Below are 26,478 nucleotides of genomic sequence, written 5' to 3'. Positions count from 1 at the left end.
CCGCGCCACGGACACGCTGACCGGATCACGGCACGCGCGTTGCCGGACCGCTCCGGAGCGAGGAGAGTGGCCGTCGTGAAGGACCTGGAGCGCGAGATGCTGGCGACCGCGGTCGCCGAGGCACGGGCCGGGCTGGCCGAGGGCGGCATCCCCATCGGCGCCGCGCTGTACGGGCCGGACGGCGCCCTCCTGGGGCGCGGCCGCAACCGGCGCGTCCAGGACGGCGACCCCACCGCGCACGCGGAGACCACCGCCTTCCGCGCCGCCGGCCGCCGGCGCGGCTACCGCGGCACCACGATGGTCACCACCCTCGCCCCGTGCTGGTTCTGCAGCGGCCTGATCCGCCAGTTCGGCATCTCACGCGTACTGATCGGCGAGTCCCGCACCTTCCACGGCGGACACGACTGGCTGGCACAGGGCGGCGTACGGGTCGTGCTCCTGGACGACGCGGAGTGCGCGGCCATGATGCGCGAGTTCATCGCGGCCCGCCCCGAGCTGTGGCACGAGGACATCGGCGATGAGTGAGCCCCCCGCCCCCGCGCCCGACGACGGCCCCATCCCCACCATCGACCTCGCCCGCCGGCAGTCGGACGGCCCGGAAGCGCGCCGCGCGACCGCAGCGGCCGTCGACGCGGCCCTCCGTACCACCGGCTTCCTCCTCATCACCGGCCACGGCATCGACCCGGACCTGCGCGAGCGCGTCCGCCGCACCGCCCGTACGTTCTTCGCCCTGCCCGCCGCGGAGAAGCGGCCGTACGCCACCGAGGTCGGCGGACGCGGCTGGCTGGCCCCCGGCGCCGAGGCCAACGGCGCCGCCGAAGGCACCGCCACCCCGCCGGACCTGAAGGAGTCGCTGTCCTTCGCCTCCGAGGAGCCGACCGGCGACCCCGCCGTCGACGCCGAGTGGTTCCTGCCCAACATCTGGCCCCACCAGGTCCCGGCGCTCCGCCTCGACGTCCAAGACCTCCTGTCCGCCCTGCGCACCCTGTCCGACCAGCTCCTCGAACTCCTCGCCGACGTCCTCGGCTCCGCCCCGGACCGCTTCACCCGCCACACCACCCACCCCACCTGGGGCTTCAACATCAACTGGTATCCGGGTACGGAGACGGTGGGCGAGGCGCTGCCCGGCCAGTACCGCATCGGCCCGCACACCGACTTCGGCACGGTCACGGTCCTGGACCGGCAGCACGGCAAGGGCGGCCTCCAGGTCTGGACCGACCCCGCGCACGGCGGCACCGGCTGGCAGGGCGCCCCGTACGTCCCCGGCTCCCTGACCGTCAACATCGGCGACCTGATGGCCCGCTGGACCGACGGCCGCTGGCGCGCCGGCCGCCACCGCGTGCTGCCGCCCCCGCCCGACGCCCCCACCGAAGAGCTGATGTCCCTCGTCTACTTCTACGAGTGCGACCCCGGCACCCGCATCGGCACCCTGGCCGACTCCCACACGTACCTGCGCGCCCAGCTCGACGCCATCACCGCGGGCGGCAGCTGAGCCGGGAAATTCGATGGCCCTTCGGCCTCCGGCCGCCACACACTGACGGCTCATGAGTCACCACCGAAACTCTCGGCATCCCGAACCCCCGCGCCGCGTCCGCGCCGCCCACACCGCCACCACGGTCACCGTCTACCAGGCGTACGCCCCGGCCCTCGGCCTCCCCGCCGCCCGCGACGGCCGCTTCCCGCCCGCCTGGAAGCGGGACCGGATGACATGGATCAAGCCGTCGTTCCTGTGGATGATGTACCGCTGCGGCTGGGCCACCAAGCCCGGCCAGGAACGCGTCCTCGCCATCGAGATCGACCGCACCGGCTTCGACCGGGCCCTGCGCCACGCCTGCCTGTCCCACTACGACCCCGCCATCCACCCCGACCGGGACGCCTGGAAACAACAACTGCGCGCCTCCCCCACCCGCATCCAATGGGACCCCGAACGCGACCTGCACCTGGCCCCGCTCCCGCACCGCTCCCTCCAACTGGGCCTGTCCGGCGAGGCGTCCCGCCGCTACGCCGACGAGTGGACGGTCGCCATCCGGGACGTCACACCGCTGGCCCATGAGATACACGCCTTGGTGCGCGCGGGGGACACAGCGGCCGCGACGGCTCTCCTCCCCGAGGAACGGCCTTATCCGGCGCCGGCGGAGACGCCGGGGCTGTCGGGCGTGCCGGTCTGTTAACTCAGGCCCCGCCTCCGCTGCCGGGTCCGACACGAGTTTCAGCCATATCCGACGAACGAGTCGGCTACCCGAAGTGCTTACTCCACGACCTTCCGAGAGCATCAGCCGGTCAACTGTCGCGCCTCCATGCGTTTCCCGATCGCCGGGAGGGCAGATGCAGGGCGATCAATCAACCCCGTGAGCGCATTTGAGACACCAACTCCGATGCTGGTCAGCCGGGTTGGGCACTCCTACCGGTAAGCTTTTCGACCTGCTCAAGCCTGTCGTCAGTGAAGGACAAGATCAGGGGGTTGCACATGCAGCGCTTAGGCCACGTGGGTTTAGCCCCGTGGCTGTCAGGCGTTCGCTTCGCCAGCGATGCGCTTCGGCTACGACCTCAGCGTCTAGGCATTGGTCGTCCGGCTGGCATGTGTACCGACTCCTGCAAGATCCGGACGCCGATGTTCTAACCGAACTCGGAAGGATCGTCCTTGTCCACTCAGGCACCGGTGTGTAATCACCGCGTCTACGAAGTCGTGATCGTCTTTTTGCTGTCCGTGGTCGCAGGCTTGGTGGGCGGCCTTCTCTGGTCCGCCCTGGGCATGTCGCCGGTGTCTGCGGTCGGCACCGGGGCAGCGGTTTTCGTAGGGACCTTCGGGCTGAGCATGACGGCAGTCACCTACATCAAGAAGCAGAGCGACTGACGCTGCAGGGGCGGCCAAGCGGGCCGCCCCCGTGTCGTCACGTTCCCACGACCGCCGGCCAACTGATCAGAAGCGTTGGCGACCACCGGAATACTGAATCGGCTTACGGCACTCCGGAGCATCACGGGGCGCGGGCTCCTGGTCGAGGGCGTGGCACAGTGCGGCGTGGAGTTGTTCTGCCTCGGTTACGGTCAGCCTCAACTGGGCGGCGGCGATCGGGGACCCACAGAGGGTGATCCGGAGCAGCACAGCCAGTCGCCCGTCCGATTCACGGCTTACAGTGCTGCTCGCCATCGGAGCGAGCTCACACTCGTACAACTCCTGTCCTGTCCGGCTCATTCGGTCACCTCGTCGTCGGGGGACTGCGGCTCTTCCGACTCGGCGGCGGCGTCGTCGAGTTCGGCCAGCAGCCCGCCCCTGCTTTCAGCCACCCTGAGTGCGTCCCGCAGCGCTTCACACAGTCGGGTGCTCAAGAAGCGGAATTCGAGAGCCCCGGCCTTCCGGTCTTTGAGTATTTCGGTCGCGTGGGCGAGCAGTTCGGCCCCCATAGAGAGCTGCACTTCCTCCATCTCGTCGGCGAGCCGGGACAGAACGCCGCCGTTGTCGTCGGTCACGAGATACGAGCGCTGGCCGGCTGAACCCGTCCAGGGAAGCAGCCGTGGGTGAATGCTCATCGTGCCACCGCCGCGCGGGACGAAGCGCTCGGTAGCGGGCCGAGAGTCATGCTCATTCGGTTCCGCATGTGGACCTGCCTTCTTCAGTAGGCCATGCCCTGGGGTGCCGTCACGCATCGCCGGGCGTCTTGTCTCGACAGTCAACGACCGTCTTCGGCCAGTAGGCAGCGCTCATAACGGAGTTCACGTACACACAGGGGCCCGACATATGACTCAAGGGGGTTAACGGTGAACCCTTACCGGCACGAGCCCACCGTGACACCATGGGGGCTCACTGTGACCACCGGGAGGGGCGGCAGGGACGTGAGCAAGGAGCCGAACCACCGCTTGGCCGCCATCATGGCGGAAGCCGGAGCCTCGAACAAAGGGCTGGCCAAACGCGTTCGTGAGGTCGCGCAACGGCATGGTGATCACCTCGGCACCACGCATGTTGCCGTCCAGCGGTGGTTGAACGGGAAGGGCATCCAGCGGCAGACGGCGATGTACGTCGCCGAGGCATTGAGCAACAAGTTACGGCGGAGGGTTACGCCCCAAGAGCTGGGGTTTTCCGGTGTCCCACAGGCCCTCGACAGCTCAGTCGGTATGGACTACGCCCGCTCGCTCCCCGAGGTACTCGACGCACTTGGCGGCCTCACGCACCAGTGCGCCGATGGCGGCCGGTCGGACGAAACTCAGCTCCCGGACGCCGATGTGCATTCCGCTGTCCTTACGTGGCTGGTCTCCCGGCCGGAGGGCATGCCCAGTGGCACTCCTGCCACACGCCGAGTCGGCATGCGGGACGTCGCTGCCATCCGTACTGCCGCCGGGTTCTTCATGCAGCTGGACTTCCGCTTCGGTGGCGGGCATGCGCACAAAGCCTTCCGGCACTACTTTCGAGAAGACGTGCTTCCTCTCCTGGGGGCCTGCTACAGCGCCAAGGTGGGAGAGGCATTGTTCAAAGCCGCCTCGGAGATGACGCAGTTGTTGGCCTGGAGCGCGTACGACATCGGGAATCACGCTCTCGCCGAGCGTTACCTGCTGTCGACTCTGCGGCTTGCCCAGGTGGCGGGAGACCGCATGATGGGCGCGCGAATTCTGACCAACTTGAGCCATCAGGCCAACTACCTGGGCATGGCGCCCCGGGCCCTGACGTTGGCCCGTGCGTCGGTGGAGGGCGGCAAGGCCGGTTCCACGCCCCGCGCGATGGCGTTGTTCTCCGCTCATGAGGCCCGCGCCCTGTCCACGGCCCGGGACCATAAGGGAGCCGTTCGCGCGATGAATGAGGCGGAGAGGTTTTTCGAGCGGGCCGGAAATGCCACTGACCCGGAATGGCTCGCCTACATGGATGAAGCCGAGCTGAACGGCGAGTTCTGCCATTGCTTCCGAGACCTCGGGCAGGGGACGGAGGCGGTCCGGTTCGCCGCACGCGCCGTCGAGCTCACCGACCCCAAGTACGCCCGCTCGCTCGGGTTCTGCCGCATGGTGCTCGCCCAGAGCCAGCTGCTCGACGGAGAGCTCGAAGCCGCTCTGACCACCGCCGGACTCGCGATCGAAGCGGGGGACGCCCTCCAGTCAGCCCGCTTCCAGCGTTACGTGAGCGACTTCCGACGCGAGGTGTCCGCCCGCGCGGCGCATCCCGTCATCCAGCGGTTCGATGAACGGGTACGGAAGGCGAAAAAGGACGGGGTGGGCGGGATGGACGACGAGTGACGCGGGTCATCCCGGATTCCAGTTGCGTGGCTCGTTCTCGTTCCGCAGCGAAGAGATACGCCGGGCATACTCCGCCGCCGTTTCGGCGCTCTCGGCGACGTTCTGCATGAGCCATGTCGTCATCTTGAATTCCTGCAAGGCCCGCAGGGTGGGGAAACCCGGCCAGCCGCGCAGGTCCCGGCCATAGGCTCCGACGAAGGCACCGTACTGTTCCTTCGTCTGCCACCCCAGGCTGTGATGCTCGGTGGCGGTGACCATCAGATCCCATTCGGGGTGGTCGAAGCTGAATCGTTCGAGATCGATCAGGATGACCCGGCCACCGCGATCCACCATCAGGTTCTGCACGTGTGCGTCCCCGTGCACGGCGCATTTCCGGGATTCGAAGCGCAGGCCCGCAACACGTTCCCGGAGTTCCCGGGCGCGCTTGCGCAGGAAGGCGCGGTCGTCCTCCGGTATGCCGGCTGCTGCTGCGATGCGCCGGTCGGTCCGGCCCAGGGCCGGGTACGGCGGTAAGGCCAGCGTTTCCGGGACGGTGAGCGAGTGCAGGTCCCGGAGGACCGCGCCCAGTTCTCCGTACGTCGGCTTGCGGGGACCTTCCTCGATCACATGCCAGAACGTGACGGGATGGCCGTCCACCACCACGGGCTGTTCCAGGTCGTCGACCACGCGCGTAACGGGGAATCCCGTACGCGACAGCCAGCGGGACACCCGCACCTCCCCTTGGACCGCATCCAAATACTCCCGCGAGCGGGCGATACGGACCACCACAGGGTGTGCCGCCAGCCGGAACAGCGCGTTCTCCCCGAAGCGGATCAGGCGTGCTCCGTCACTGTCGAGGCCTGCTCGTCGGCAGGCCCCGCCCAGCACTCGGGCGGCGACGCCCGACGTGAATACGTGCCTTGTGCTCCGCTCCGCGTCGGACGGCATGCCCGTGTCCGCTCCTTCAGCGCCGGGGCCGGCGGCCATGCCGGCCGGCTCAGATCCCGGAGTAGGAGTGCAGCCCCGAGAAGAAGTAGTTCACGACGTAGTAGTTGAAGATGTACGTCAGGAAGGCGAACAGGCCCAGGTAGGCGGCCTTGCGGCCCTTCCAGCCGACGGTGGCGCGGGCATGGAGGTAGGCGGCGTAGGCGACCCAGGTGACGAAGGACCAGATCTCCTTGGAGTCCCAGCCCCAGTAGCGGCCCCAGGCCTCGCCGGCCCAGACGGCGCCCGCGATGATCGTGAAGGTCCACAGGGGGAAGATCGTGGCGTTCACGCGGTAGGAGAACTTGTCCAGGGAGGCCGCCGCGGGCAGCCGCTCCATCACGGAGGTGGCGAAGGCGCCGGGCTGCTTGCCGGACGGGTCGGCCAGCTTGGTCTCGTAGCGGTCGCGGAAGAGGTACAGCAGCGTGGAGACGGCGCCGAGGTAGAGGAACGCGCCGGAGATGATCGCGCAGCTGACGTGGATCCACAGCCAGTACGAGTGCAGGGCCGGGACCAGCTGGGAGCTGTCGGTGTAGAGCCAGGTGACGGCCACGCCGAGGTCCAGCAGGACGGTGGCGGTCAGCAGCAGGCCGATCCAGCGGACGTTCTTCTTCAGGGCCAGCAGGATGAGGTACGCGGCCACCGCGACCATGCCGAAGGTCGTGGAGAACTCGTACATGTTGCCCCAGGGGGCACGCTGCACGGACAGGCCGCGGGTGAGGACGCCGCCGAGGTGGATCAGGAAGGCGAGGGTGGTCAGCGAGATGGCGATCCGGCCGTAGAGGTCGCCCTTCTCGGTGCCGCCGTGGGCGCCCGGGCCGTCCGGGACGTCCCGGGTGCCGTTCGTCGCGCGGGTGACGACCTTGGGGCGCTCCAGTACGGCGGTGCCGCCGCCCTGCTCGGCCGTGCTGGCCGCCGCGGCCCGGGCGGGGGCGGGCACGGTGGCGGTCAGGGCCGCGGCCGTACGGCCGACCTTGCTGCGGCTGCCGAAGGCCCACTCGGCGAGGTGCGCGAGGAAGGCGAGGGTGTAGACGGCCATGGCCGAGTAGATCAGCACGTTGCTGATACTGGCCAGGTTCTCGTTGGTGGCTGCGGCAGCGGTGTTCACGCGCGCGCTCCTTCGGAGGGATCAGCAGGATCGGCGGAGTCGGAGGGCTTCGCCGGGTCTTCGGAGCCGGTGGGGGTGGGTTTCTTCGCGTCGGCGGCCGGGGCAGGGCCGGTGTCCGTACCCGCCTGCGCATCGGCAGCTGGGGCAGGGCCGGAATCCGTACCCGCTTCCGCCTCCGCGGCCTGCGGCGCGTCCGGTGCGAGGGCCGCCGCCAGGTCGGCCAGTTCCTCCGGCAGACGGGCGGACTCGCTGCGGCCGAGGCCGGCCATCTCGACGACGGTCACGCCGTCGGCGCCCCGGACGGCCCGTACCCACACCCGGCGGCGCTGGATGAACAGCGACCCGGCCAGGCCCAGCAGTACGGCGATGGCGCCGATCAGGGCGAGACCGTTGCCGGGCTGGTGGGAGACCTGGAAGGTGGCCCACTGCTTGACGCCGACGAACTTGATGCTGCCGTCACCGCCGGGCAGCTTCATCGTCTCGCCGGGCTGCATCATCTGGGCGACGGCACGGCCGTCCTGCTTGTACTGCTTGAGGTTCTTCTTCTCCAGCTGGTACACGCTCTGCGGCAGTCCGGAGTCCACGCCGAGGTCGCCGTGGTAGGCGGTCAGGGTCAGCCGCGGATTGTCCAGCGCGGGGAACGTGGAGAACATCGAGCCCGAGCCCTTGCCGCCGTACGTCGGCACGAAGAAGCCCGAGAAGCCGAGCTGGTTGCGCTTGCCGTCCGCGGTCTGCGCGTTGGGCACCTTGACCACACCGGTGGAGGTGTAGTTCTGCATGTCCTGCGGCAGGAACGGCACCGCGCCGCTGTAGACCTTCTTGCCGCGGCCGTCGGTGACCTCGACGACGGGCGCGTAGCCGTGCGACAGGAGGAAGACCTTGGAGTCCGCGATCTCCAGCGGGTGGTTGACCTCGATCTTGCCCTGGTGCTCCGTGCCGTCCGCGCCCTGGAAGTACGAGATGTTCGCGCGGAACTCGCGCGGGGTGCCCTTCTGGGGGCCGGTGCGCTCGTAGGACGCGTCGAAGCTCTTGAGCGAGAAGCCGAACGGTTCGAGGTCGTCGGCGTCGTAGAAGGCGCCCGACTTGAAGTTGTCGTACTGGGTGAGGCTGTTGGCGAAGCCGTCGCCCTCGACGACCAGCTTGCCGCCCTCGGCCTTCCACAGGCTGCCGACGGCGACCGCCACCAGGATCACGATCAGCGAGACGTGGAAGACCAGGTTGCCGGCCTCGCGGAGGTAGCCCTTCTCGGCGGCGACCGCGTCGTCGACGGTGTGGGCCCGGAAGCGGCGCTTCTTCAGCAGGCGCTGCGCGGCGCCGAGCACCTCGTCGGGCGCCCGGTCCGTACGCCACGTCGTGTACGCGGGCAGCCGGGTCAGCCGGCGCGGGGCGCGCGGCGGGCGGCTGCGCAGCTGGCCGACGAACTGCCACGAGCGCGGCACGATGCAGCCGATCAGCGAGATGAACAGCAGCAGGTAGATCGCGGAGAACCACACCGAGCTGTAGACGTGGAACAGGCCCAGCTTGTCGTAGAGCGGCGCCAGCGTCGGGTGGTCGGTGCGGAACTGCTCGACCTTGGTCGGGTCGATGCTGGTCTGCGGGACCAGCGAGCCGGGGATGGCGCCCAGCGAGAGCAGGAACAGCAGGATCAGCGCGACCCGCATCGACGTCAGCTGCCGCCAGAACCACCGGGCCCAGCCGATCGGCCCGAGGGAGGGGAAGGAGACCTCCTCCTGGGGCGCGGTGGACAGCTGCGAGCCCGCCGCGCCGACCTCGGCGTCGTCGGTGTCGCGGGGGGTGTCGGTCTTGGACATCAATCAGATCCCTGGGGTGAAGCTGCTGGTCCAGCTCTGCAGGCCGGACATCATGTCGGCCCATACGCCGGTGAGGAGCAGGACGCCCAGCGCGACCATCATGCCGCCGCCGAGCCGCATCACCCACACGTAGTGGCGCTTGACCCAGCCGAAGGCGCCGAGCACCTTGCGGAAGGCGAGTGCGACGGCGATGAAGGGCAGGCCCAGTCCCAGACAGTAGGCCACCGTCAGGAGCGCGCCGCGCCCGGCATTGGCCTGGTTGATGGCGAGGGAGCTGACCGCGGTGAGCGTGGGGCCCAGGCACGGCGTCCAGCCGACGCCGAACAGCACGCCGAGCACCGGCGCGCCGGCCAGGCCCATGGCGGGCTTCTTGTGGAAGCGCAGCTCGCGCTGGCCGAAGTTTTTCAGGACGCCGGCGAAGGCCAGGCCGAGCAGGATCATCAGGACGCCGAGGACCTTGCTGAGCAGGTCCTGGTGTTCCTGGAGCTTGCTGCCGAAGAAGCCGAAGAGCGCACCGCCGGAGACGAACACGGCGGTGAAGCCGAGGACGAAGAGGGAGGCGCCGGCCAGCATCCGGCCGCGCTTGGCGTCGGCGAGGTCCGTACCGGTCACGCCGGTGACGTAGGACATGTAGCCGGGTACGAGCGGCAGCACACAGGGCGAGAAGAAGGAGACCAGACCGCCGAGGAGGGCGACGGGCACGGCGAGCAGCAGCGCGCCCGAGGTGATGGTGGCGGCGGGCCCGGAGGCGGCGGCGAGGGTGATCACGTGATCACTTCTCGTCGATCAGCGGCTGGAGCATCTTGCGCAGCTCGTCCTCGCCGAGCGGGCCGATGGACCGCGCCGCGATCTTCCCCTCGCGGTCCACGGCGATGGTGGAGGGGATGGACTGCGGGTTGAGGCTGCCCTTGGGGAAGCGCAGCATCAGCTTGCCGGTCGGGTCGAACAGGCTCGGGTACGGCATCTTGTGCTGTTCCTCGAAGCTGACCGCCTGGGACTTCTGCGAGTCGCGGGTGTTGATGCCGATGAACTGGACGCCCTTGGCCTTGGTCTCGTTCGCGACCTTGGCGAAGTTGGCGGCTTCGGCGATGCACGGGCCGCACCACGATCCCCAGACGTTGAGGACGACGACCTTGCCCTTGTAGTCGGCGATGTCCAGCTTCTCGCCGCGGGTGGTTTCGCCGGAGATGTCGGGAACGGGCTTGCGGTCCTTCTTCGCGACCGTGGCGACGCCGTCCTTGCCCTCGACGAACTGGGTCTGTTCGGAACCGCCCGAGGTGCCTTCGCCACAGGCGCTCAGCGACAGCGCGGCGAGCGCGGCCCCTGCTGCGAGCAGGGCGGTGCGGCGACGACTGGCGAGTCGGCGGGGGACGCGGCAGGCACTCATGTGAAAAGTTTCGCATGGGGCGGTTGCGGATCTTCCGCACCCCCCTCGCCGGGTCCGTACCGGGCACGTCCGGGCACGTCAGACGGCCCGTGCCGGGCGAGCCGTACGGGCCGGAGCGCGCCGCCCCGGCCCGTACCCCTCAGGCGCCCGTGAGGAACGCCTTCCAGCCGCCGGCCGGCTTCTGGCCCACGCCCAGGCCCTGGAGCTTGGCCACGACCTTGGGGTCCTGCGCGTCCAGCCAGTCGGTGAACTGGCGGAAGGAGACCAGCCGCACGTCCTTGCGCTTCTCGTCGGCGATGTGCTTGAGCGCTTCCTCGACGGCGTCCATGTAGATCCCGCCGTTCCACTGCTCGAAGTGGTTGCCGACGAACAGCGGCGCGCGGTTGGTCTCGTAGGCCCGCTCGAAGCCCTTGATGTAGGCGCCGGTGGCCTCCTTGCGCCAGCCCGGGTAGTTGGCGGGCGGGCCCTTGGTGGAGTTCTTCGACTGGTTGGCGAGGATGTTGTAGTCCATCGAGAGGACCTCGAAGCGGTGCCCGGGGAACGGTATCTGCTGGAGCGGGAAGTCCCACAGGCCCATCTTCTTCTTCGGCCAGCGCTGTACGCCGCCCGGCGAGCTGGCGTCGTAGCGCCAGCCCAGCTTCTTGGCGGTGGGCAGCAGGTTGTCCTGGCCGAGCAGGCACGGCGTACGGCCGCCGACCAGCTCCTTCTTGTAGTCGAAGGGCAGCGGCTCCAGATCGGTGAAGCCGGTGTTGGTGCGCCACTTGGTGACGAAGTCCATGGCCTGGTCGATCTCGGACTGCCACTGGGCCGGGGTCCAGTGCTTGACCGAGGTGCGGGCCTCGCCGCAGAAGTGCCCGTTGAAGTGGGTGCCGATCTCGTGGCCCTCCAGCCACGCCTCCCGCACGTTCTTCAGGGTCGCCTTGATGTGCTCGTCGGAGAGGTAGCCGATGTCGGAGGCGCCGACCTTGTTGTTCGGCGGACGGTAGAGGTGCTTCTTCGACTCCGGGAGGCAGTACAGCCCGGAGAGGAAGAAGGTCATCGCCGCGTTGTGGTCCTTGGCCAGCTTGCGGAAGCGCGGGAAGAGGCCGTTGCCGACCTCTCCCGCGCCGTCCCACGAGAAGATCACGAACTGCGGCGGGGTCTCCCCCGGCTCCAGCCGGCGCGGCTTGTCCGGCTGGTTGGGCTGCGGCCCGGCGTCCGCCGTCGACCCGTCGCCGATCGGCTTGGCCTTGGCCTGCACGGTGTTCTTGCCCCCGCCGGGCTCGGAACCGGAGCCGGAGGAGCAGCCCGCGACGCCGAGCGCCGCGGCCGCACCCACTCCCATGCCCAGCAGGTTCCGCCGACTGATCGCGCGCATACCGTCGTCCCCATCCGTACTCGTCACACTCAATATCCGTATAAACGGACATGGAGTAAGAGGTTCTGTCGAACACGGAGGTTCCGGGCTATTGGTTCAAAATAATTATTTTGCTCGTCAGTGACCTCACGTCACACCGGCCTCTCGCGTCCCTCACATCACAAGATGCGAAAAGCCGGTCCGACGTCACGCCCCGAACGCCTTCGATTTGCCCGCCTGCGGCTTGGCGCCCGCCCGCAGGTGCACCGGCACCAGATCGAGTGCCGGCTCGCTGTACCCCACCGAAATGATCTTGTCCCCGCGGAAGGTGAACGAGGTCAGCGAGGCGAGCGTGCACTGCCGCTTGCGCGGGTCGTGCCACAGCCGCCGCCGCTCCGCGAAGCTGCGCACCACCCAGATCGGCAGCTGGTGGCTGACCGCCACCGCCTCGTGCCCCCGCGCCGCGTCGCGCGCCGCGCCGAGCGCCGCCATCATCCGTACGACCTGCTCCAGGTACGGCTCGCCCCACGACGGCCGGAACGGGTTGGTCAGGTACTTCCAGTTGCCGGGCTTCTTCAGCGCGCCGTCGCCGACCCCGAAGGTCTTGCCCTCGAAGACGTTGGCCGCCTCTATCAGCCGTTCGTCGGTGGCCAGGTCGAGGCCGTGCGCCTTGGCGATCGGCGTCGCGGTCTCCTGCGCCCGCTCCAGCGGGGACGCCACGACATGCGTGACGTCCCGGCCCGCCAGATGCTCGGCGACCCGGTCGGCCATGCTCCGGCCCAGCTCGGAGAGGTGGTAGCCGGGCCGCCGCCCGTACAGCACGCCCTCGGGGTTGTGCACCTCGCCGTGCCGCATCAGGTGGACGACGGTGATGTCTTCGCTGCTCATGTCACCCATCTTCCGGTCCGCCGGGCCGCCCGCCCCGCTCACGCGACCGCTTCGGCGGCGGCGCGCGCGGCCGACGGCAGGGCGGCGGCGATGCGCTCGACCGCCCGCGCGTCGTGCGCGGTCGAGACGAACCAGGACTCGAACGCGGACGGCGGCAGGTACACGCCCTGGGAGAGCATCGCGTGGAAGAAGGCGGTGAAGCGGAAGGACTCCTGCGACTTGGCCCCGTCGTAGTCCGTCACGTCCTGGTCGGTGAAGAACACCGAGAACATGTTGCCCGCGACCTGGAGGCGGTGCGCCACGCCCGCCTCGGTCAGGGCGCCGGTGACCAGCGCACGCACCTCGGCCGAGACCGCGTCCACCTTGTCGTACGCCGCCTGGTCCAGCAGCTTGAGCTGGGCGACGCCGGCGGCCGTGGCGACGGGGTTACCGGACAGGGTGCCCGCCTGGTAGACCGGGCCGGCCGGGGCGAGGTGGGCCATCACGTCGGCGCGCCCGCCGAACGCCGCGGCCGGGAAACCGCCGCCCATGACCTTGCCGAAGGTCATCAGGTCGGGCCGGACGCCGTCGATGCCGTACCAGCCGGTGCGGCTGACCCGGAAGCCGGTCATGACCTCGTCGGAGATGTACAGCGCGCCGTTCTCGGCGCACAGGTCCTTCAGGCCCTGGTTGAAGCCGGGCAGCGGCGGGACCACGCCCATGTTGCCGGGCGACGCCTCGGTGATCACGCAGGCGATCTCGCCGGGGTGCGCGGCGAAGGCGGCCCGTACGGCCTCGATGTCGTTGTACGGCAGCACGATCGTGTCCCCGGCCTGCGCGCCCGTGACACCGGGCGTGTCCGGCAGCCCGAAGGTCGCGACGCCGGAGCCGGCCGAGGCCAGCAGCGCGTCCACGTGCCCGTGGTAGCAGCCGGCGAACTTCACGACCTTGGCCCGGCCGGTGAAGCCGCGCGCCAGCCGGATGGCGGACATCGTGGCCTCGGTGCCGGAGGAGACCAGGCGCACCTGCTCGACCGGGTCGATCCGCTCCACGATCTGCTCGGCGAGCTCGACCTCGCCCTCGCCGGGCGTGCCGAAGGAGGTGCCGCGGGCGACGGCCTCCTGGACGGCGGCGATCACCTCGGGGTGCGCGTGCCCGAGGATCATCGGGCCCCACGAGCACACGAGGTCGACGTACTCGCGTCCGTCGGCGTCGGTGAGGTACGGACCGGTACCGGACACCATGAACCGGGGCGAACCGCCCACGGCGCGGAACGCGCGCACGGGGGAGTTCACCCCGCCCGGCGTCACAACGGCCGCGCGGTCGAAGAGCGTCTGCGAAACTGGGGCTTCATAGGGAAAAGGCACTGTGATCCTGACCTGCACAAACGTAGGAAGGGGCGACGGCCGGCGGCGGCACCCGGGCGGACGGCGAAGCGGGAATCGGCTCGCTCTCGACCAGGTGTCAGACCCCGCGAGTCTGCAAAACTGGGGCAACGTACGAGTAAGTCACGCAAGCAATGGTCTCAGAGGCGCACGGGGGCGCGCGGCCGGGCGTTTCGCGCGCCGGTGACGGGGGAGGTCTCTGAGACGATGATCGGGTTGCGCGGCTGGGGCTGCGAGTGGTCGGGTGGAGATATGCATCGCGGTGGCGAACTGGGCGAGGGCACCGATGACCGGGGACCTGAGCGCGCCCAGCGGGGCCGTCACCGGCGCGAGGAGACCAAGGGCGGGGGAAACAGGGGCGGCCGCATGGGGGTGACGTACAAGTACTTCGGCGCGCCGAACGGTGCCACGGCGGCGCGCGTGCCGATCTCGATGCGGCCCGAGGAGCTGGGCGGCGACGAGCTCGGCATGGGCGGCATGTTCACGAAGATCAAGCCGGAGACGATGGCCGCGATGGTCCTCACCGGCATAGAAGGCATACCGCTGCACAAGGTCCCCCCGCTCGAACTGGTCGTCCTCCATCCCGACTACGCCGTCGTCAAGCTCCCCATGACGGTCGTCGACCCGCTGCGCGGCGTCGGCGAGGAGTCGGTCGGCGCCGCGGCCTTCATCTGGTCCACGGTCCCCGACCGCGGCGGCCCCCGCGACGCCTTCACCGTCTACCAGCTGCTCCACGAGTGGCAGGACTTCTCCCACCGTCTCCACGAGGCGGGGCATCAGGCGTACTGCCTGGTGTGGCCGTGAGGCGCGGGGCGCACTGACGGGGCGGCCGGGGCCGCGGGTCCCGGCCGCGGACGGGACGCCCGCGGCCTTACGACCTGGCATCGGGACGGCCCGCTGGTACGGCACAACGGCGGCACCCACGCCTCGACACCGGGCGGCGGGGTGACGGCGTGTCACCCGCGTCGGCGCGCCGCCGTAGCGGCTGACGCCCTGTCACTCCGATTCTGTACGCGCTCCGTCGGTCACATATGCCGCTCGGATCGGTCACGCATGCTGTTCGAGCCACCCGCCCCGGACTACTCTGGAAGAGCAGCCCGAGTCCCCGGCAGCGTGGCAGTCCCGTCCGCACCGAGGAGGCGCGTGGGTGATGGCAGACCCCGGAACATCCCTCGACTTCCCCCGCGTCGGCGCGGTGGGTTCGCGGATGCCACCGCCCCGCCACCGTGCCCGGTCCGCGGCACAACGGACGTCCGTACCGGACGGACAGCCGGCACACCCGCCGGACCCGGCCCCCGCGAACAGCGGTGCGGACCCGGACTTCGCGGTCCTCATCGTGCGCGGGAAGATGGACCTGGCCACCCTGCCCACCCTGCGCGAACGCCTGTGCCGCCTGCCCCGCGGCCCGGGCAGCCTGTTGATCGTCGACCTGTCCGAGGTCACCGTCTGCTGCCCGCTCGCCCTCGGACCGCTCGTCGCCGCGGCCAGGCGGGCCCGCGCCCAGGGCGGTGACCTGCGTCTGGTCCTGCCGAGTCCCGCCGCCCGCACGGCGTTGCAGACCAGTGGGCTGAACCGGCTGCTTCCGGTCTTCCCCGGCCTGGACACCGCGACCGGGACCACCGCCGTCGGCCCGCCCCGCCCGCCCGCGGGGGCCGTGGCCTAGGAAGCGTTCCGGGCGGAGCGCTTCCGACCACCGAGCCGCCTGTGGAGGTGCGCGGTGTTTCCGCTCCTTCTCGTCTCGTCGCTGATCACGATCGCCGCCGGTTTCGCCGATCCCGTGTGGTGGGTGGCCACCGCCGTCCTGGTCTACCTCGCCGTGCGCTACCGCCAGGGCTACCTGGGCTACGACGCGGAGTACCGCGCCTACCGGGAACGCCGCATCCGCCAGGACCGCTGGGACCGGCGCTACCGCGCGGAACGCGGCGGCGCCGCGAAGGGCAAGTAGGCCGCGGGCGCCGGATGACCGCGGTCACCCGACGGGCGGTCACCCGACGGGTACGGTCCCGCGGCGGGCGCGGTCACCAGGCCGGCCGGGCCGACACCCCGCCGTCCACCACCAGGTCGTGGCCGGTCACCCACGCGGCCATCGGCGAGGCGAGGAAGACGCACGCGTCGCCGATGTCCTCGGGGCGGCCCAGCCGTCCGGCCGGGGCCGCCCGCCGGTAGCGGGTCACGCCCTCGGGCCAGGCCTCCGCCAGCCCGTCGCGGTCGATCAGGCCCGGCGAGACGCTGTTGACGCGGATGCCGTCGGGCCCGTACTCCAGCGCGGCCGAGCGGGCGTGCATCACGACGGCCGCCTTGGACGCGCAGTAGTGGGCGTGCCCGGCCGCGGGCTGGTGCGCCTGGATGGAGGCGATGTGGGTGACCGACCCCCCGCCGCCGTCCCGCATCACCGCGGCCGCCGCCTGGGTGCAGGCGAAGGTGCTCAGGACGTTGGTGTCGTTGACCGCGCGCCAGTCGGCGACGGTCATCGCCGCCAGATCCTGGTCGGGCTGTACGCCCGCGTTGTTGACCAGGGCGGTGAGCCGGCCGCGCCAGTCCGCCGCCGTACGCACCAGGCGGTGGCACTCCTCCTCCGCCGACAGATCGGCCTGTACGGCAAGCGCGCTGCCGCCCTGCTCCTCGATGCGGGCGACGAGCGCTTCGGCGGCGGTGGCGTTCGTACGGTAGTGGGCGACGACCGCGGCGCCCGCGGCGGCGAAGCGCAGTGCGATGCCGGTGCCGAGGCAGCCGCCCGCGCCGGTCACCAGGGCCACCTGACCCGCGAGGGACGGCAGTGCGCTGCCGTCGGGCGCGCTCACGGGCGGCACAGCGCGGTGATCCGCGCCGCCTCCTGGGGATAGCGCGCGGCCAGTTCGGCGGCGTCCCCGTGCTCGTAGTCGTCGAAGGTGAAGCCCGGCGCCATGGTGCAGCCGAAGAGCGACCAGGCACCGCCGTCGGCGACCTCGGCGGCCATCCACGTGCCGGCGGGCACCGTGAACTGGACGTGCTGACCGCCCAGGACATCCGGGCCGAGGACGACCGTACGGCTGTCGCCGGACGGCTCCAGGAGGAGCAGCGTGAGCGGGTCGCCGAGGTAGAAGTGCCAGATCTCGTCGGTGGGCAGCCGGTGCAGAGCGCTGTAGTCGTCCGGTTCCGCGGTGAGCAGCACGACGATCGCGGAGCCCTCGGGCCGCCCGTCGGGGCGTTCAGGGCCCGCCCAGGTGCGCCGGTAGCGCCCGCCTTCCCTGGGCAGCGGCACCATTCCGTAGAACTCGGCGAGCGCCTGGGGTGACGGCGGTGACACGGGGGTGTGGCGGGCCATGCGTCTCCTTCCCGGTCCACTGCGGGAACGGCGGTGCGTACGGCTGGTACGGCCACCACCGTAGGCACGGCGGCGGCGCCGCGTCCGGAGATCACGGAAGCCGGGGCGGCGGACGGGGTCCGACGCCACGCCCTACGGGTGCTCGGCGGTCAGATAGCGCTGGAGGGTGGGGGCCAGCCAGGCGACGATCTCCTCGCGGGCGAGGTGGACCGCGGGCGGCAGGAACAGCACGTAGCGCAGCATGCCGATGCCCACCAGCTGGGAGCCGATCAGGGCCGCTCGGGCCGAAACCTCCTCCGGGAGCGGGCAGACGGTCGCGAGCATCGGTCTGATCTGCTCCGTGAAGACACCGCGCAGCCGCTCGGCGCCCGCCTCGTTGGTGACCGCGACGCGCACCATCCCGGTCAGCGTCTCGTCGTTCTCCCAGCGGTCGAGGAAGTGCCGCACGAGCCGGGCGCCGAGTTCCTCGCGCGGTACGGCCGTCAGGTCCGGCAGCCGCAGGTCGATCTCGGAGGCCGCCGCGAACAGGCCCGCCTTGTTGCCGTAGTAGCGCATCACCATCGACGGGTCGATGCCCGCGTCCTTGGCGATGGCGCGGATGGTGGCGCGTTCGTAACCGTCGGCGGCGAAGCGGTCGCGGGCGGCGGCCAGGATCGCGGCGCGGGTGGCGTCGGAGCGGCGGGGGCGGTCCGCCGCGGGCGTGGAGGCCGGCGGGGCGGAGGGGGCGCCGGACGGCTCGGAGGACGGCTGGGAGGGGACGGTATCGGCCATGCCCACGACTGTAGGCCAACAGGTGTTGACCCGCCAGCAACGACGGTTCTATCGTTGCCAACAAGCGTTGACCAACACTTGTTGGCATTTGGAGGCGGCCATGCAGCACCGCAAGCCCGGAACCACCGACCACCACTCCCCCGCCCGCGCCGGGGATGCCGCCGACGTCATCGTCGTCGGCGCCGGCCCCACCGGACTGCTGCTCGCCGGGGACCTCGCCGTCGCCGGCCTGCGCGTCACGCTGCTGGAGCGCCGCGCCCCCGGCATCAGCAACCTCACCCGCTCGCTGGCCGTGCACGCCCGCAGCCTCGAACAGCTCGACGCCCGCGGCCTCGCCGACGAACTCGTCGCGGGCGGCCACCCGCTGCCCAGCATCCAGCTCCTGGCCGGCGCGGTCCTGGAACCGGCGCGGCTGCCCACCCGCTTCCCGTTCGTGCTGATCACCCCGCAGTTCGAGGTGGAGCGGCTGCTGGAGCGGCGCGCGCAGAAGGCCGGTGTCACCTTCCGGTACGGGGCCCGTGTGACCGGGCTGGACCAGGACGCCGACGGTGTGGACGTCCACGTACAGGAGGAGGACGGCGCCACCACGTACCGCGCGTCCTACCTCGTGGGCACGGACGGTGTGCGCAGCACCGTGCGCGAGGCCCTCGGCCTGCCGTTCCCCGGCCGGTCCGTGGTCCGCTCCGTCGTGCTCGCCGACGTACGGCTCGACGAGCGGCCCGCCGTCCCGCTGGTCGCCAACGCCACCGCCGACGCCTTCGCGCTCATCGGCAACTTCGGCGACGGCTGGTACCGCGTCATCGGCTGGGACCGGCACCGGCAGATCCCCGAGGACACCCCCGTCGAACCCGACGAGATCCGCACGTACATGCGCCTCGCCCTCGGCAGCGACTACGGGATGCACGACGTGCGGTGGTCCTCCCGCTTCCACAGCGACGAGCGCCAGGTGCCCCGGTACCGCGTCGGCCGCGCCTTCGTCGCCGGCGACGCCGCGCACGTCCACTCCCCGGCCGGCGGCCAGGGCATGAACACCGGGCTCCAGGACGCCGCCAACCTCAGCTGGAAGCTGGCCGCCGTGCTGCGCGGCGACGCGCCCGACAGCCTGCTGGACAGCTACCACGGCGAACGCCACCCGGTGGGCCGGATGGTGCTGCGCAGCAGCGGCGCGATCATCCGGATGGCGCAGCTGCGCACCGCACCGCAGCGGGCGCTGCGCGCACTGGCCGCCCAGGTGCTCAACAGCGCGCCGCCGCTGGCCGACCGCGCGATAGGGATGATCAGCGGCATCTCCATCTCGTACGGGGCGGAGCGCGGCGCCCACCCGCTCGTGGGCAAGCGCGCCCCCGACCTGCGGCTGGCGGGCGGCACCCGGCTGTACGAGGCGCTGCGGGGCGGCACGTTCGTCCTGGTCACTCCGGCGGACGAGCAGGTTCCGGCGGCCGGCCCCCACCTCGTCCGGGCCTCCTGGGAGAGCGCCCGGCGCACCGCGCTGCTCGTCCGTCCCGACGGCTACATCGCCTGGGCCACCGACGCCGCCGACCCGGACGTGCGCGCCGAGTCGCTGCGCGGCGCGCTGGCCCGCTGGACCGGGGCCGGCCGGGCCGCGACCCGCACCGCCGCCCGGCCGTGACCACCACGCCCTCGCGCACCCGGCGCGGCCCGCGCGGGCCCGGCCCCCGGCCATGAACGGGGGCCGGGCCCGCGCCGTCCGGCCGTCCGGCCGTCCCCGGGCCGGGCGGCCGGACGCTTGCCGGGCCCGGCGGCGCCGGACCGGATCCCGCAGCTGCCCGGCCGCGCCGCCCGCCACCGAAGTCCGGTGCGGTCGTCACGTGATGGGAGGTGGAACCGCTCCCCGGGACACCACGGGATACGCCGGGTACTCCGGTAACGCCGCGGAATTCGGGGTGGGCCACCAGTTATGCACCGATCAACGAAAAGCTGCGTTTTCCCGCTGCTCCGCCGTCCGCCGATCAGTGTTACGTCCCCCGGTAAAAGGGGAATCTAAGGAGGCGCATGTCTCATGACAAGGGGCCCGGCCAGGGGATGTGACGCACCGTACGGTTTTTGGCCAGTGGTTCGCGCTTCATGCAGCGGCCGTCTCCGGAGCGTTTTCCTTTTCCGTCAACGCCCGCTTCCGGCCCTTTTCCCGGCGGGTGCGTGAACCGTGCAGCGGGACCGCCGCTCCGGGGCGAAAGACATGGCTCGCGCGGGGTGGACGGCGTACGCGGACCGGCGTACCCATAACCGGTCGGGCCGCAGTGCGCATCGCGGCCGGAACCCTCCTTCAAGGCCCCTGCCAGCGTCGATGCACCGACCCGCCCCCACCCACGGGGAAGGGGACCGGCGCGCCGGATATCAGCCCGTCCGCGACCAACCGGCACCCGCGCACAACCGTCCAGGGCCGGTCCTCCCCGGTCTCCCCCGCCGCCCCCTCGGAGCGGTCCGCGTACGCGCGTTCGACGAGCATGTCCCGAAGCTCTCACACACCACTGACAACGGCCCCGCGCCCCGGCGACCACCACCGGCCGCACCGCCCCCGCGGGACCCGCCCTCCCTACCCTGTTGCCCATGCTGATCACCCGCTCCGTCGCCCTGTTCGTCCTCGCCGCCCTGTTCGAGATCGGCGGCGCCTGGCTCGTCTGGCAGGGCGTGCGCGAGCACCGCGGCTGGCTGTGGATCGGCGCGGGCGTGCTCGCGCTCGGCGCGTACGGCTTCGTGGCCACGCTCCAGCCGGACGCCGACTTCGGCCGCATCCTCGCCGCGTACGGGGGCGTCTTCGTCGCCGGGTCGCTGGCCTGGGGCATGGTCGCGGACGGCTACCGGCCCGATCGCTGGGACGTGGCCGGCGCGCTGATCTGCCTGGCCGGAATGGCCGTGATCATGTACGCGCCCAGGAGCCGCTGACCGCGCGCATATCCTGCGTACGCACCCCGCCCGACGCCCGCAGTGCCCGAGGAGCCGCCGCATGACCGCCGTACCCGACGCGCCCGCCGCCCGTACCCGTACCGCCGTGGTCACCGGAGCCAGCAGCGGCATCGGCGCCGCGACCGCCCGCCGGCTGGCCGCGGACGGCTACCGCGTCGTCCTCGCCGCCCGCCGCGCGGACCGCATCGAGGCGCTGGCCGCCGAACTGCCCGACGCCGAGGCGTACCGGCTCGACGTCACCGACCGCGCCGCGGTGGACGCCTTCGCCGCCCACCTCCAGGAGCGCTACGACTCGGTGGACGTGCTGGTCAACAACGCCGGCGGGGCCCTGGGCGCGGACCCCGTCGCCACCGGCGACCCGGCCGACTGGCGCACGATGTACGAGGTCAACGTCCTCGGCGTGCTGCACGCCACGCAGGCCCTGCTGCCCGCCCTGACCGCCTCCGGCGACGGCACGGTGGTCGTCGTCTCCTCGACGGCGGGCCACGGCACCTATGAGGGCGGCGGTGGCTACGTCGCCGCCAAGCACGGCGCGCACGTCATCGCCGAAACGCTCCGGCTGGAGCTGTGCGGCGAGCCCGTACGCGTCATCGAGATCGCCCCCGGCATGGTCAGGACGGACGAGTTCGCCACCACCCGCTTCCGCGGCGACACCGCCAAGGCCGCCAAGGTCTACGAGGGCGTCGCCGAGCCGCTGACCGCCGAGGACGTCGCCGACACCATCGGCTGGGCCGTCACCCGCCCCGCCCACGTCAACATCGACCTCCTCGTCGTCCGCCCGCGCGCCCAGGCCGCCAACCACAAGGTGCACCGCACCTCCTGACCGCCGGGTGCGTCGCCGCCCCGGCGCCCTGCCGGGGCGGCGACGGCTCCGCACCCGGACGCCGCCCCGAAAAACCGTTGGCGCCGTGGCCGTCCCCGCCCGTACCGTTTCCCGCGTCGTCGCAGGCGCGTGTCCCGCGCCTGCCCCCTCACTCGGGCCCCGCCCTGGAAAGCAGTGTCTATGCCCCGGCCGGCGCTGAGCGCGCCTCACCACCGCGCGGACGAAACCCGCCGCTGACCTTCGCCGTCTTCGGCCGTCGTCCGCTCCGCCGGCACGGCCCGGCCGCACCCGCCTCCGGCGGTGCCGCCCGCTGCCCGTACGACCGAGGCCGCTCGGCCTGCTCCCGCTGCCATCCCGACACGTTCCGGCAAGGAGTCCCCGAGTGCTGTCCAACAGCCCCAACAGTCCACACCGTTCGAAGCCGCTCCCGCGCACCGACACCTTCACCTGCGTACGGTGCGGCCTGACCGTCACCACGCTCGACCCCGGCGGCCACCGCCGCAACCACTGCCCCAGCTGCCTCCACTCGCAGCATGTGCACGACGCCGTCGAGGGCGGCCCGTCCACGTGCCGGGGCCGGATGTCGCCCATCGCCATCGCGGTGCTGCGCACCGACGACTGGATGGTCGTGCACCGCTGCACCCGCTGTGACGAGCTGACCTCCAACCCGGTCTCCCCGGACGACAACCAGCTGATCCTGATGCGGATGGCGGTCCGGCCGCTGGCCCAGCCGCCGTTCCCGCTCGAAGCGTTCGGCGATCTGTGAGCGGGGGGACGAGACCGTGCCACGCCGCCGTACACCCCGGCAGCAGCGCCGCGCCCAGCGGCCCAAGGACGTGCTCCACGGGCCGGGCGGCGCGTCGGGGGACGCGTTCCGCTGCGTCGAATGCCGCCTCGCGGTCCCGCTGACCGCCCCGGGCACCGCCCACCGCAACCACTGCCCGCACTGCCTGGCCAGCCGGCACGTGGACGGCCGCGTCCCGGGCGACCGGGCCGCGGACTGCGGCGGCCGGATGCGGGTCCTGTGCCTGGCCACCCGGCCGGACGGGGAGTGGCTGCTGATCCACCAGTGCCTGGCCTGCGGTGTCCTGAGCGCCAACCGGCCGGCGGGCGACGACAACGCCCTGGCGCTGGTACGGCTGGCGGTCCGTCCGCTGGCCGACACGAGCAGGCCCGTACGGGCGCTGATCAGCCTGTGACACACCGGAGCCCCGGACCGGTCACCTGATGACCGGCCCGGGGCTCCGGCCCGTACTCCCCCTGTGACGCCGCGGCCCCGGACCGGCGGGAAGCCGTCCGGGGCCGCGGACCGGCCGTGCGCGGCGTCAGCCCTTGACGCACACCACCTGCTTGAGCTTGGCCACGACCTCCACCAGGTCCCGCTGCTGCTCGATCACCTTCTCGATCGGCTTGTACGCCCCCGGGATCTCGTCCACCACGCCGGAGTCCTTGCGGCACTCCACACCCCGCGTCTGCTCTTCCAGGTCCCGCGCGGTGAACCGCTTCTTCGCCGCGTTCCGGCTCATCTTCCGGCCCGCGCCGTGCGAGGCGGAGTTGAAGGACGCCGGGTTCCCGAGGCCCTTGACGATGTACGAACCGGTGCCCATCGACCCCGGGATGATCCCGTACTCACCGTTTCCGGCCCGGATCGCGCCCTTGCGGGTGACCAGCAGGTCCATGCCGTCGTACCGCTCCTCCGCCACGTAGTTGTGGTGGCAGGAGATCACCGGCTCGAACGTCGGCTTGGCCTTCCTGAACTCCTTGCGGACCACGTCCTGGAAGAGCGCCATCATGATCGCGCGGTTGTGCTTGGCGTACTCCTGGGCCCAGAAGAGGTCGTTGCGGTACGCCGCCATCTGCGGGGTGTCCGCGATGAAGACCGCCAGGTCGCGGTCGACCAGGCCCTGGTTGTGCGGCAGCTTCTGCGCCTGGCCGATGTGGAAGTCGGCCAGCTCCTTGCCGATGTTGCGGGAGCCGGAGTGCAGCATGAGCCACACCGAGCCGGACTCGTCGAGACAGAATTCGATGAAGTGGTTGCCGCCGCCGAGCGAACCCATCTGCTTGACGGCACGGTCCTGCCGGAACCTGACCGCTTCCGCGACCCCGTCGAACCGGCTCCAGAAGTCGTCCCAGCCGCTGGTCGCCAGGCCGTGCAGCCGGTCCGGGTGCACCGGGTCGTCGTGCATGGCCCGCCCGACCGGGATGGCCTCCTCGATCTTCGAGCGGAGCCGGGACAGGTCGTCGGGGAGGTCGCCCGCGGTCAGCGAGGTCCGCACGGCGCTCATCCCGCACCCGATGTCGACACCGACGGCCGCCGGGCAGACCGCTCCGTGCATGGCGATCACCGACCCGACCGTCGCACCCTTGCCGTAATGCACGTCCGGCATCACGGCCAGGCCCTTGATCCATGGCAAGGTGGCCACGTTGCGCAGCTGCTGCATGGCCTGGCCCTCGACCGTGGACGGATCCGCCCACATCCGGATCGGAACCTTCGCTCCGGGCACTTCGGTGTACGCCATAACTTCCTCATTCCCCCGAAAAACAATAAATAGCAAAAGCCGGACAAGAAGCCTGATCAAGGACAGGGAACCGGCGTCCGCGGCAGAACGTGCGATAGACATTGTGTCCACCGGCCGCCTGGCCGCGGCAACCAGATTTCCTACGGAAGGAGCCGGTTACGGTGCAGCGAAGGTCGTTCGTACCGGGTGCCGCGCTGGCGACCGCGGCAGCGCTGGCCGCCACGCTCACCTCCTGCACCGGCGGCTCCGGCTCCGACAGCGCCGCCGACGACACCAAGAGCGGCGACACGGCCGCCACCACGCAGTCCGCCGAGCCGGGCAAGTACAAGACGCTCCCCGAGCCCTGCGGCCTGCCCTCCAAGAACACGCTGCGCCGGCTGCTGCCGCCCGGCAGCACGGGCCCGGAGAGCCCGCAGGACGCCGAGAAGGTCTACGCGGGCACCGCCGACATCACGTACGACACGGACCGGCGCGTCGGCTGCCGCTGGAAGCGCGAGGCCCCGGACGGCACCCGCCACCTCCGCCTCGACTTCGAGCGGGTGGTCTCCTACGACCCGGCGGTCAGCGACGACGACAAGGCGCAGAACGTCTACGGGAAGAAGGAGCTGGCCGCCCAGCTGCCGGCCGGGACGGGCTCCGCGAAGCCCTCTCCCGGCGACGGCAAGGGCGAAACCGGGAACCAGAAGCCCGGGGACCAGAAGCCCGGGGACGACGCGGGCACCGGCAAGGTCACCGACGGCGGCAAGGCGTCCCCCGCCCCCACCGGTTCCCCGACCGGCCCGCCTAGCACGGGCCCGAGCGCGACGCCCGGCCCCGACACCGCCCCGCGCGTCCTGGACGGCCTCGGCGACGCCGCGTTCCTCAACGACAAGCTGATCACCGCGGACAGCGGGGTGCACCGCGATGTGACGATCGTCTTCCGCTCCTCGAACGTCATCGTGACCATCGCCTACGACCAGTGGTCGGCCGACAAGGCGGCGCTGCCCGACAGCAAGGACCTCCAGGACAAGGCCCAGGCGCTGGCCCAGGAGCTGGCCGACCGCTTCAACGAATAGTCCGGTTTGTCCGGCGAGTAACGTCACGAATCGCCCTCCGGCCGCCCTTCGCCGCGTACCGTGTGCCCCCGAGCCCCGCGCGCGGCAGCGCCGCCGCGCGCCCCGAAGGACGTACCGCGCCCGGACCGCGCCAGGTCCGTACGCGGTGCCCGACGGCGTCCCACCGGCGCGCCGAACGACGACGAACAGCGAAGGAACCATGCACCGTTCAGCCAAGCGACTCGCCAGCCTCCTCGCCTGCGCAGCCGTACCGGTGATGCTCGTCGCCGGCTGCTCCTCCGACGACTCCGGCAAGAAGGACTCGGGCGGTGGCGCGTCGAAGAGCGCCTCACCCAGCAAGGCCGGCAGCGCCTCGCCCAGCGTCACGCCCGCCAAGATGAAGAAGCTGCCCAACCCCTGCCAGGCCGTGTCCAAGGACACGATCAAGAAGCTGGTGCCCAAGACCAAGAACGAGAACGGCGAGCAGGGCAAGTCCTCCGACGCCATGGCCCGCGGCTACTGCGCCTGGAACAGCTCCGACTCCCAGGGCGTGGACGGCACCCAGTACCGCTGGCTGGACGTCGGCTTCCAGCGCTACGACTCCGACCCGACCCTGGGCACCGGCGAGAAGCGCGCCACCGACTTCTACACGAAGCAGGTCGACGCGGCCAAGGCCACCCAGGACGCCAAGAACGTCAAGACCGGCACGGTCGACGGCACCGGCGACGCGGCGGCGTGGGTCACGTACGACCTGAAGAAGGAGGACAACGACTTCAAGAACCAGACGGTGATCGCCCGCACCGCGAACGTCGTGGTCACCGTCAACTACAACGGCGCGGGCCTGGCCGGCGCCGACGCCCCCGACCCGAGCGACCTGCTCAAGGCCGCCGAGACCGCCGCCCAGGAAGCCGTCACCTCGGTCGCCAAGGCCAACCAGTAGCCGCACCGCGCGGGGCGGCCGTGCGCGGACCGGACGTACAGGCCGGTGAGAGGGTGCGACGGGGGCCACGGGCGCGGCCGACACGATC

28 protein-coding genes are annotated in these 26,478 nt (G+C 71.2%); 15 read left to right on the top strand and 13 right to left on the bottom strand.

The window, feature by feature from the left end; translation table 11 throughout:
• Positions 1 to 96: 96 nt before the first annotated feature.
• From ACH4FX_RS00305 to ACH4FX_RS00290, 4 genes are all read left to right on the top strand, one after another.
• Positions 97 to 525, top strand: a complete 429-nt coding sequence (locus tag ACH4FX_RS00305) for a nucleoside deaminase (RefSeq protein ID WP_398474561.1) — start codon at positions 97 to 99, stop codon at positions 523 to 525.
• Positions 518 to 1,492 (top strand): isopenicillin N synthase family dioxygenase, encoded by a 975-nt coding sequence (locus tag ACH4FX_RS00300; protein WP_398473971.1) that lies wholly within the window; start codon positions 518 to 520, stop codon positions 1,490 to 1,492. The genes ACH4FX_RS00305 and ACH4FX_RS00300 overlap by 8 nt, the downstream gene beginning before the upstream one ends.
• A gap of 52 nt (positions 1,493 to 1,544) precedes the next feature.
• The gene (locus tag ACH4FX_RS00295) at positions 1,545 to 2,171 is read left to right on the top strand and encodes a DUF4291 domain-containing protein (protein WP_398473970.1); all 627 of its coding nucleotides are present in this window, start codon (positions 1,545 to 1,547) and stop codon (positions 2,169 to 2,171) included.
• 470 nt (positions 2,172 to 2,641) lie between these two features.
• Positions 2,642 to 2,854, top strand: coding sequence for a hypothetical protein (locus ACH4FX_RS00290; RefSeq protein ID WP_398473969.1), 213 nt, complete (start codon positions 2,642 to 2,644; stop codon positions 2,852 to 2,854).
• Between the two features lie 335 nt (positions 2,855 to 3,189).
• Here ACH4FX_RS00290 and ACH4FX_RS00285 read toward each other — a convergent pair whose 3' ends face one another.
• Complete coding sequence (locus tag ACH4FX_RS00285; RefSeq protein ID WP_398473968.1) at positions 3,190 to 3,528, bottom strand: hypothetical protein; 339 nt, start codon at positions 3,526 to 3,528, stop codon at positions 3,190 to 3,192.
• A gap of 303 nt (positions 3,529 to 3,831) precedes the next feature.
• On the opposite strand from ACH4FX_RS00285, the gene ACH4FX_RS00280 reads away from it, so the two are divergent.
• Positions 3,832 to 5,217, top strand: a complete 1,386-nt coding sequence (locus ACH4FX_RS00280) for a sporulation protein (protein WP_398473967.1) — start codon at positions 3,832 to 3,834, stop codon at positions 5,215 to 5,217.
• Positions 5,218 to 5,223: 6 nt separating this feature from the next.
• Here the strand turns inward: ACH4FX_RS00280 and ACH4FX_RS00275 are convergent, their stop codons facing one another.
• The 8 genes from ACH4FX_RS00275 to hemL all read right to left on the bottom strand — a co-directional run bounded on the left by ACH4FX_RS00275 (position 5,224) and on the right by hemL (position 14,056).
• Complete coding sequence (locus ACH4FX_RS00275) at positions 5,224 to 6,144, bottom strand: phosphotransferase enzyme family protein (protein ID WP_398473966.1); 921 nt, start codon at positions 6,142 to 6,144, stop codon at positions 5,224 to 5,226.
• 49 nt (positions 6,145 to 6,193) lie between these two features.
• The gene (gene ccsB / locus ACH4FX_RS00270; protein ID WP_398473965.1) at positions 6,194 to 7,288 is read right to left on the bottom strand and encodes a c-type cytochrome biogenesis protein CcsB; all 1,095 of its coding nucleotides are present in this window, start codon (positions 7,286 to 7,288) and stop codon (positions 6,194 to 6,196) included.
• Positions 7,285 to 9,099 carry a cytochrome c biogenesis protein ResB gene (locus tag ACH4FX_RS00265; protein WP_398473964.1) on the bottom strand — a complete coding sequence of 605 codons (1,815 nt, stop codon included), beginning with the start codon at positions 9,097 to 9,099 and terminating at the stop codon, positions 7,285 to 7,287. The genes ccsB and ACH4FX_RS00265 overlap by 4 nt, the downstream gene beginning before the upstream one ends.
• 3 nt (positions 9,100 to 9,102) lie before the next feature.
• The gene (locus ACH4FX_RS00260; RefSeq protein WP_398473963.1) at positions 9,103 to 9,867 is read right to left on the bottom strand and encodes a cytochrome c biogenesis CcdA family protein; all 765 of its coding nucleotides are present in this window, start codon (positions 9,865 to 9,867) and stop codon (positions 9,103 to 9,105) included.
• 4 nt (positions 9,868 to 9,871) lie between these two features.
• Complete coding sequence (locus tag ACH4FX_RS00255; protein ID WP_398473962.1) at positions 9,872 to 10,486, bottom strand: TlpA family protein disulfide reductase; 615 nt, start codon at positions 10,484 to 10,486, stop codon at positions 9,872 to 9,874.
• 139 nt (positions 10,487 to 10,625) lie between these two features.
• Entirely contained in the window at positions 10,626 to 11,843 is a 1,218-nt protein-coding gene (locus tag ACH4FX_RS00250; RefSeq protein ID WP_398473961.1) for a hypothetical protein, read from the bottom strand.
• 186 nt (positions 11,844 to 12,029) lie between these two features.
• Positions 12,030 to 12,710 (bottom strand): histidine phosphatase family protein, encoded by a 681-nt coding sequence (locus ACH4FX_RS00245; protein WP_398473960.1) that lies wholly within the window; start codon positions 12,708 to 12,710, stop codon positions 12,030 to 12,032.
• 38 nt (positions 12,711 to 12,748) lie between these two features.
• Entirely contained in the window at positions 12,749 to 14,056 is a 1,308-nt protein-coding gene (hemL, locus tag ACH4FX_RS00240) for a glutamate-1-semialdehyde 2,1-aminomutase (protein WP_398473959.1), read from the bottom strand.
• A 270-nt stretch (positions 14,057 to 14,326) separates the two neighbouring features.
• On the opposite strand from hemL, the gene ACH4FX_RS00235 reads away from it, so the two are divergent.
• From ACH4FX_RS00235 to ACH4FX_RS00225, 3 genes are all read left to right on the top strand, one after another.
• Positions 14,327 to 14,878 (top strand): hypothetical protein, encoded by a 552-nt coding sequence (locus ACH4FX_RS00235; protein WP_398473958.1) that lies wholly within the window; start codon positions 14,327 to 14,329, stop codon positions 14,876 to 14,878.
• Positions 14,879 to 15,224: 346 nt separating this feature from the next.
• A complete protein-coding gene (locus ACH4FX_RS00230) occupies positions 15,225 to 15,737 on the top strand; it encodes an STAS domain-containing protein (RefSeq protein ID WP_398473957.1) in 513 nt (170 codons plus the stop codon).
• Between the two features lie 54 nt (positions 15,738 to 15,791).
• The gene (locus ACH4FX_RS00225; RefSeq protein WP_398473956.1) at positions 15,792 to 16,019 is read left to right on the top strand and encodes a hypothetical protein; all 228 of its coding nucleotides are present in this window, start codon (positions 15,792 to 15,794) and stop codon (positions 16,017 to 16,019) included.
• A 73-nt stretch (positions 16,020 to 16,092) separates the two neighbouring features.
• On the opposite strand, the gene ACH4FX_RS00220 is transcribed toward ACH4FX_RS00225, so the two are convergent.
• The 3 genes from ACH4FX_RS00220 to ACH4FX_RS00210 form a co-directional block, all read right to left on the bottom strand.
• Positions 16,093 to 16,875, bottom strand: coding sequence for an SDR family NAD(P)-dependent oxidoreductase (locus ACH4FX_RS00220; RefSeq protein WP_398473955.1), 783 nt, complete (start codon positions 16,873 to 16,875; stop codon positions 16,093 to 16,095).
• A complete protein-coding gene (locus tag ACH4FX_RS00215) occupies positions 16,872 to 17,378 on the bottom strand; it encodes a cupin domain-containing protein (RefSeq protein ID WP_398473954.1) in 507 nt (168 codons plus the stop codon). The genes ACH4FX_RS00220 and ACH4FX_RS00215 overlap by 4 nt, the downstream gene beginning before the upstream one ends.
• Before the next feature lie 132 nt (positions 17,379 to 17,510).
• Positions 17,511 to 18,149 (bottom strand): TetR family transcriptional regulator, encoded by a 639-nt coding sequence (locus ACH4FX_RS00210; RefSeq protein WP_398473953.1) that lies wholly within the window; start codon positions 18,147 to 18,149, stop codon positions 17,511 to 17,513.
• A gap of 100 nt (positions 18,150 to 18,249) precedes the next feature.
• Between ACH4FX_RS00210 and ACH4FX_RS00205 the strand changes: the two genes are divergently transcribed.
• From ACH4FX_RS00205 to ACH4FX_RS00185, 5 genes are all read left to right on the top strand, one after another.
• The gene (locus tag ACH4FX_RS00205; protein WP_398473952.1) at positions 18,250 to 19,779 is read left to right on the top strand and encodes an FAD-dependent monooxygenase; all 1,530 of its coding nucleotides are present in this window, start codon (positions 18,250 to 18,252) and stop codon (positions 19,777 to 19,779) included.
• 938 nt (positions 19,780 to 20,717) lie between these two features.
• Positions 20,718 to 21,053: a YnfA family protein gene (locus tag ACH4FX_RS00200; protein ID WP_398473951.1), complete on the top strand. Its 336-nt coding sequence runs from the start codon at positions 20,718 to 20,720 to the stop codon at positions 21,051 to 21,053.
• A gap of 61 nt (positions 21,054 to 21,114) precedes the next feature.
• Positions 21,115 to 21,897, top strand: a complete 783-nt coding sequence (locus tag ACH4FX_RS00195; RefSeq protein WP_398473950.1) for an SDR family NAD(P)-dependent oxidoreductase — start codon at positions 21,115 to 21,117, stop codon at positions 21,895 to 21,897.
• A 385-nt stretch (positions 21,898 to 22,282) separates the two neighbouring features.
• Positions 22,283 to 22,663, top strand: a complete 381-nt coding sequence (locus tag ACH4FX_RS00190) for an RNHCP domain-containing protein (RefSeq protein WP_398474559.1) — start codon at positions 22,283 to 22,285, stop codon at positions 22,661 to 22,663.
• A gap of 16 nt (positions 22,664 to 22,679) precedes the next feature.
• Positions 22,680 to 23,096: an RNHCP domain-containing protein gene (locus tag ACH4FX_RS00185; RefSeq protein ID WP_398473949.1), complete on the top strand. Its 417-nt coding sequence runs from the start codon at positions 22,680 to 22,682 to the stop codon at positions 23,094 to 23,096.
• A 126-nt stretch (positions 23,097 to 23,222) separates the two neighbouring features.
• Here the strand turns inward: ACH4FX_RS00185 and ACH4FX_RS00180 are convergent, their stop codons facing one another.
• Positions 23,223 to 24,416: an RtcB family protein gene (locus ACH4FX_RS00180; protein ID WP_398473948.1), complete on the bottom strand. Its 1,194-nt coding sequence runs from the start codon at positions 24,414 to 24,416 to the stop codon at positions 23,223 to 23,225.
• A gap of 161 nt (positions 24,417 to 24,577) precedes the next feature.
• Between ACH4FX_RS00180 and ACH4FX_RS00175 the strand changes: the two genes are divergently transcribed.
• Positions 24,578 to 25,471 (top strand): hypothetical protein, encoded by an 894-nt coding sequence (locus ACH4FX_RS00175; protein WP_398473947.1) that lies wholly within the window; start codon positions 24,578 to 24,580, stop codon positions 25,469 to 25,471.
• A gap of 199 nt (positions 25,472 to 25,670) precedes the next feature.
• A complete protein-coding gene (locus tag ACH4FX_RS00170) occupies positions 25,671 to 26,390 on the top strand; it encodes a DUF3558 domain-containing protein (protein WP_398473946.1) in 720 nt (239 codons plus the stop codon).
• Positions 26,391 to 26,478: the final 88 nt, after the last annotated feature.

Source organism: Streptomyces sp. NPDC018019, from assembly GCF_044327805.1.
Lineage (GTDB): Bacteria > Actinomycetota > Actinomycetes > Streptomycetales > Streptomycetaceae > Streptomyces.
Note: the sequence above shows the minus strand (reverse complement) of the source record. Positions and strands in the feature narration are given on the sequence as shown.

Excerpts from the sequence above, each read along its gene's own strand:
- ACH4FX_RS00195 (WP_398473950.1), top strand. The coding sequence starts at position 21,115 with ATGACCGCCGTACCCGACGCGCCCGCCGCCCGTACCCGTACCGCCGTG.
- ACH4FX_RS00215 (WP_398473954.1), bottom strand. The coding sequence starts at position 17,378 with ATGGCCCGCCACACCCCCGTGTCACCGCCGTCACCCCAGGCGCTCGCC.
- ACH4FX_RS00255 (WP_398473962.1), bottom strand. The coding sequence starts at position 10,486 with ATGAGTGCCTGCCGCGTCCCCCGCCGACTCGCCAGTCGTCGCCGCACC.
- ACH4FX_RS00275 (WP_398473966.1), bottom strand. The coding sequence starts at position 6,144 with ATGCCGTCCGACGCGGAGCGGAGCACAAGGCACGTATTCACGTCGGGC.
- ACH4FX_RS00300 (WP_398473971.1), top strand. The coding sequence starts at position 518 with ATGAGTGAGCCCCCCGCCCCCGCGCCCGACGACGGCCCCATCCCCACC.
- ACH4FX_RS00200 (WP_398473951.1), top strand. The coding sequence starts at position 20,718 with ATGCTGATCACCCGCTCCGTCGCCCTGTTCGTCCTCGCCGCCCTGTTC.
- ACH4FX_RS00295 (WP_398473970.1), top strand. The coding sequence starts at position 1,545 with ATGAGTCACCACCGAAACTCTCGGCATCCCGAACCCCCGCGCCGCGTC.
- ACH4FX_RS00265 (WP_398473964.1), bottom strand. The coding sequence starts at position 9,099 with ATGTCCAAGACCGACACCCCCCGCGACACCGACGACGCCGAGGTCGGC.
- ACH4FX_RS00230 (WP_398473957.1), top strand. The coding sequence starts at position 15,225 with ATGGCAGACCCCGGAACATCCCTCGACTTCCCCCGCGTCGGCGCGGTG.
- ACH4FX_RS00210 (WP_398473953.1), bottom strand. The coding sequence starts at position 18,149 with ATGGCCGATACCGTCCCCTCCCAGCCGTCCTCCGAGCCGTCCGGCGCC.
- ACH4FX_RS00170 (WP_398473946.1), top strand. The coding sequence starts at position 25,671 with ATGCACCGTTCAGCCAAGCGACTCGCCAGCCTCCTCGCCTGCGCAGCC.
- ACH4FX_RS00180 (WP_398473948.1), bottom strand. The coding sequence starts at position 24,416 with ATGGCGTACACCGAAGTGCCCGGAGCGAAGGTTCCGATCCGGATGTGG.
- ACH4FX_RS00250 (WP_398473961.1), bottom strand. The coding sequence starts at position 11,843 with ATGCGCGCGATCAGTCGGCGGAACCTGCTGGGCATGGGAGTGGGTGCG.
- ACH4FX_RS00205 (WP_398473952.1), top strand. The coding sequence starts at position 18,250 with ATGCAGCACCGCAAGCCCGGAACCACCGACCACCACTCCCCCGCCCGC.
- ACH4FX_RS00245 (WP_398473960.1), bottom strand. The coding sequence starts at position 12,710 with ATGAGCAGCGAAGACATCACCGTCGTCCACCTGATGCGGCACGGCGAG.
- ACH4FX_RS00235 (WP_398473958.1), top strand. The coding sequence starts at position 14,327 with ATGCATCGCGGTGGCGAACTGGGCGAGGGCACCGATGACCGGGGACCT.
- ACH4FX_RS00305 (WP_398474561.1), top strand. The coding sequence starts at position 97 with ATGCTGGCGACCGCGGTCGCCGAGGCACGGGCCGGGCTGGCCGAGGGC.
- ACH4FX_RS00285 (WP_398473968.1), bottom strand. The coding sequence starts at position 3,528 with ATGAGCATTCACCCACGGCTGCTTCCCTGGACGGGTTCAGCCGGCCAG.